This is a genomic window from Brevibacterium sp. (assembly GCF_052105255.1).
GTDB lineage: Bacteria > Actinomycetota > Actinomycetes > Actinomycetales > Brevibacteriaceae > Brevibacterium > Brevibacterium linens_B.
The window spans coordinates 1-4,271 of sequence record NZ_JBQDYQ010000109.1 but is presented as its reverse complement, the minus strand read 5'-3'; the positions used below and the strand labels follow the sequence as shown (position 1 = coordinate 4,271).

Below are 4,271 nucleotides of genomic sequence, written 5' to 3'. Positions count from 1 at the left end.
TCCCACGGCTTCGTCCGCGCTGAAACCATCATCGATTCCCTGGAAAGCGAGTTCGGATTCTATGTCGACGTCTTCGGAATCCCCCGCGCCCACCAGCATGGCTGACCGAGTTCTGCCCGCCGCCACGACCTCGGGAATCTGGCTGCCCGGAGCCCGCGATCCGCGCCGCAGCTATATCGCGACCAGCCCGGTCCGGGAGGCCGCGGCCTCCGGCTTCGATCTCCTCGCCGACCAGCTGCCGCCGGTGCCCCTGACCGCGCATCAATCCGAGGGCAGGTGGGGCGCCGACGCCATCGGTCGAGCCGTCGGCCTGCTCACCGAACTCCACGTCGACCGCACATCCTACGGATGGCGACTGACCGCCTCGGCGGGCAAGGACGAACGGCTCGAGGACTCGGCATTGATCGAAGCCTTCGACGCGATCGCCGAATACGGTGGGTCCCGGGCCGGGCAGGTCCAGATCAGCCTGCCGGGACCGTGGACGCTCGTGACCGCGCTGAGCCTGAGCTCCGGCGCCCGCGTCCTCGGCGATCACGGGGCACGCCGAGACGTCGTCCAGGCCTACGCCTTCGGCATCGCCGCCTTCACCGACCGCATCGCAGGCTTGGGCATGCAGCCGACCGTCCGCCTTGTCGAATCCCGCCTGAACCCGGTCCTGACCGGCACCTGGCCGAGCGTGTCCGGGTGGGCGAGCCTGCCCGCCATCAGCGAAACCCAGGTGTGGGCGGCGCTTGAATCCACACTGCGCCACCTCCCGCCCACCGTGCTCGCCCTGCCGGACCTCGAGCCCCTGCGCCTGCAGGGCAAGGAGATCCCCGCCGCCGAGGCGGTCCGCCGCAGCGGCGCCCGATCCGTGTCAGTGCCGTTGGTTAGCCTGAGACCACACAGCTGGGAGCAGCTGGCGATCCTCGCCGAGGCGGGGATCGGCACCTGGATCCACCTGCCGCCAACGGCCGGGGGGCGATCAGACGCGGTCAATCACTGGTGCGAGCGGATGCGCACCCCGTGGTCGCGCATCGGCATGGGGGTCACGAGTCTGCGCGAATTCGGGATCATCGCCGGACCCGAACTGCCGCTGACCTTCCCGCCGCTGCTGGAGGACCAGCAGGGGCTCGGGCCCGAGCACAATCGGGGAACTATGACCATCGCCGCCGGTCTGCGGCGGGCTCTTGAGGAGATCGAATGACCACGACACCGGAGAATGCCGACTCGTCGACGCCCGAGCACCAGACCTCGGATTCGACCACACCCGAGCTGCAGGGCGTCGACCTCACCGACGCGACCGCTCGCGCTCAGGCGCATGCCCAGCTGACCGAGAGGATCGAGGAGCTGCGGGCCGCCTACTATCAGGACTCCCTGCTCGTCTCCGATGCCGAGTACGACGAACTCGTCCATAGTCTCGAAGACCTCGAGGCGCAGTTCCCCGAACTCGTCACCGACTCCTCGCCGACGCAGACCGTCGGCGGCGTCGTCGACACCTCGACCTTCGACCCGGTCGAACACCTCGGTCCGATGTACAGCCTCGACAACGTCTTCGACTATGAGGAACTGCGAGCCTGGTACGAACGGGTGCGGTCGGCCACCTCGGTGAAGTCGAAGTTCCTGTGCGAACTCAAGATCGACGGCCTCGCCGTCAATCTGCTCTACCGGAACGGCGAACTCGTGCGCGCGGCGACTCGCGGCGACGGACGCATCGGTGAGGACATCACCGCGAATGTGCGTACGATCTCCGATATCCCGCATCGCCTCGACACCGAGCACCCGCCGGCCGAGGTGGAGATCCGCGGTGAGGTGTTCTTCCCCGTCGAGGACTTCGCCGAACTCAATGCCTCGCTTGTCGCTGAGGGCAAGGCCCCCTTTGCGAACCCGCGGAACTCCGCTGCAGGTTCGCTGCGGCAGAAGGACCCGGCCGTCACGGCGCGTCGGCCCCTGCACATGCTCGTCCACGGAATCGCCGTGTGGACCCCGGCCGATGATTCGCATCCGGAGCCTGCCCACCAGTCCGAGGTCTACGAGCAGTTCCGGTCGTGGGGTCTGCCGATCAGCGACTATTTCAAGGTCCTCGACACCGTCGATGAGATCGAAGACTTCATCGCCTACTACGGCGAACACCGTCATGATGTCACCCACGAGATCGATGGGATCGTCATCAAGGTCGACGATATCGCCGTGCAGGAGGCGCTGGGCTATACGTCTCGCGCACCGAGGTGGGCGACCGCATTCAAATACCCGCCCGAGGAGGTCACGACGAAGCTCATCGATATCCAGGTGCAGGTGGGTCGGACCGGGCGGGTGACCCCATTCGCCGTGATGGAACCGGTGACCGTGGCTGGCTCGACCGTCGAGCGGGCGACCCTGCACAACGGGTACGAGGTCAAACGCAAAGGTGTGCTCATCGGCGACACCGTCACCCTGCGCAAGGCCGGCGATGTCATCCCCGAGGTGCTCGGTCCAGTCGTCGCCCTGCGGGACGGATCCGAACAGGAATTCGTCATGCCCACCCACTGCCCGTCCTGTGGGACCGAGCTCGGTGAGCAGAAGGAGGGCGACAAGGACCTGCGGTGCCCGAATTCTCGATCGTGTCCCGCGCAGCTGGCCAATCGCATCTTCTACCTCGCCTCCCGCGCGGCGTTCGACATCGAAGCTCTCGGCGAGGAGGCCGCGCTGGCGCTGACGGCGCCGGCCGAACCGGACACGCCCCCGCTGACATCGGAGGCCTTCCTCTTCGACCTCACTCCTGATGATCTGCGTGATGTCAAGATCTGGAGGAACAAGAAGTCCAAGGGTGTGGAGACCGGCGAACGAGAACTTGTGCCCTACTTCTTTACCCGTGGAACCGCGAAGAAGCCGAGCGCTCCGAGCGCGAACACGAAGAAGCTCTTCGACGAATTGGAGAAGGCAAAAGATCAAGAATTGTGGCGGGTGCTCGTCGCCTTGTCGATCCGCCATGTCGGTCCGACAGCCGCACGGACCCTGGCCGTGAAGTTCCGCACCCTTGAAGCCATCCGTGAGGCCGGCCTCGAGGAGCTTTCGGCCGTCGAGAGCATCGGTCCGACGATCGCCCAGAGCATCCGCGATTGGTTCGAGATCGACTGGCACAACGAGATCGTCGAGACCTGGGCGGCCGCCGGGGTGCGGATGGAAGACGACGAGGTCGAGGCCGCCGCGCAGACCCTCGAAGGGCTGACGATCGTGGCGACCGGTTCGCTGAGCTCGTTCACCCGCGATGGCATCAAGGAGGCGATCCTCGGCGCCGGCGGCAAGGCGGCGGGATCGGTCTCGAAGAGGACCGATTATGTCGTCGCCGGTGAGAATGCCGGGTCGAAGTTGGAGAAGGCGGAGTCGCTGGGCGTGCCCGTCCTCGACGAGGACCAGTTCAGGGTTCTGCTGGAGACCGGCAGCCTCGACTGAGATGTGCCCGGGCCTCGTGCTTGGTCCCTGGTGCCTCGCTGCCGGAGGGAATACTTCGCGGGTCCTGGAGTTTCCATGGTGCGGCTGTGAATCGTTCGTGACCGAACTCGAAGTCGAGGCTCAGACTCAGCCAAGCTCAGAGACAGCTTCGAGTGGAAGAGTGTGGGACATGAGATGGATCCCCAAAGTTCTCGCCGGTACCTGCGTGGTCGTCGCCGCGGCCCTGACCGCGGTTCCCGTGACGACGGGCCTGGCCGACCTGGTGCTGGGGCCGGGACCGAACAGCACCAAACGCAATGCGCAGCCGGCCCTGACGTCCATGCGCACTCCGGCCGCCCCGGTCACCGCGCGGACCGAGGAGTCGACGACCTCGCTCGCCGGCATCTCGACGGACGATTACGAGGTCATCGAAGGCACGATCGTCGACGATTCTGCAGTCGGCACCTCGCTCACCGGCACCGCCTCGGCGAACACCGGATCGTCCGGTGCTGTCACATCGAACGGATCGGCTTTCACCACAAGTCAGGCGGCCGGCAGACTGTCAGCCGGCACGGACCTCGTCGCCGCCACCGCGGCCGACGCCCGGACCCGCATCGCCGATCTCGCCGCCGACCTCCAGGCCGGAGTCTCAGCCGGAGAGTTCACCCAGGCCGACGCCGACCGCGTCGTGGCCGACATGGCCGGATACATCCAAGGCACCCGCACCTGGCCCGAACGCCTCACCCCCTGATAATTACTACCTGACGGCGGCGCAGCAACCTCGCGCCAGGTTGCTGGGCCCCCCCGCGGGGGTGTTGGGGGGGGGGGCCCCCCGGGGCGAGGGAGGGGGCCCCCCCCCCTCTCCCGGGCGGGGGGGGGGG

3 protein-coding genes are annotated in these 4,271 nt (G+C 67.0%); all 3 read left to right on the top strand.

All coding sequences use genetic code 11. From position 1 onward, the window contains the following. Nucleotides 1-97: 97 nt before the first annotated feature. The 3 genes from ACTIIH_RS15945 (at nt 98) to ACTIIH_RS15935 (ending at nt 4,141) form a co-directional block, all read left to right on the top strand. On the top strand, nt 98-1,186 hold the full coding sequence (locus tag ACTIIH_RS15945) for a hypothetical protein (protein WP_441452809.1): 1,089 nt from the start codon (nt 98-100) through the stop codon (nt 1,184-1,186). Continuing rightward, on the top strand, nt 1,183-3,411 hold the full coding sequence (gene ligA / locus ACTIIH_RS15940; RefSeq protein WP_441452808.1) for an NAD-dependent DNA ligase LigA: 2,229 nt from the start codon (nt 1,183-1,185) through the stop codon (nt 3,409-3,411). Before ACTIIH_RS15945 ends, ligA begins: the two co-directional genes overlap by 4 nt. Nucleotides 3,412-3,580: 169 nt before the next feature. Next, entirely contained in the window at nt 3,581-4,141 is a 561-nt protein-coding gene (locus ACTIIH_RS15935; RefSeq protein WP_441452807.1) for a hypothetical protein, read from the top strand. Nucleotides 4,142-4,271: the final 130 nt, after the last annotated feature.

Excerpts from the sequence above, each read along its gene's own strand:
- ligA (WP_441452808.1), top strand. The coding sequence starts at position 1,183 with ATGACCACGACACCGGAGAATGCCGACTCGTCGACGCCCGAGCACCAG.
- ACTIIH_RS15945 (WP_441452809.1), top strand. The coding sequence starts at position 98 with ATGGCTGACCGAGTTCTGCCCGCCGCCACGACCTCGGGAATCTGGCTG.
- ACTIIH_RS15935 (WP_441452807.1), top strand. The coding sequence starts at position 3,581 with ATGAGATGGATCCCCAAAGTTCTCGCCGGTACCTGCGTGGTCGTCGCC.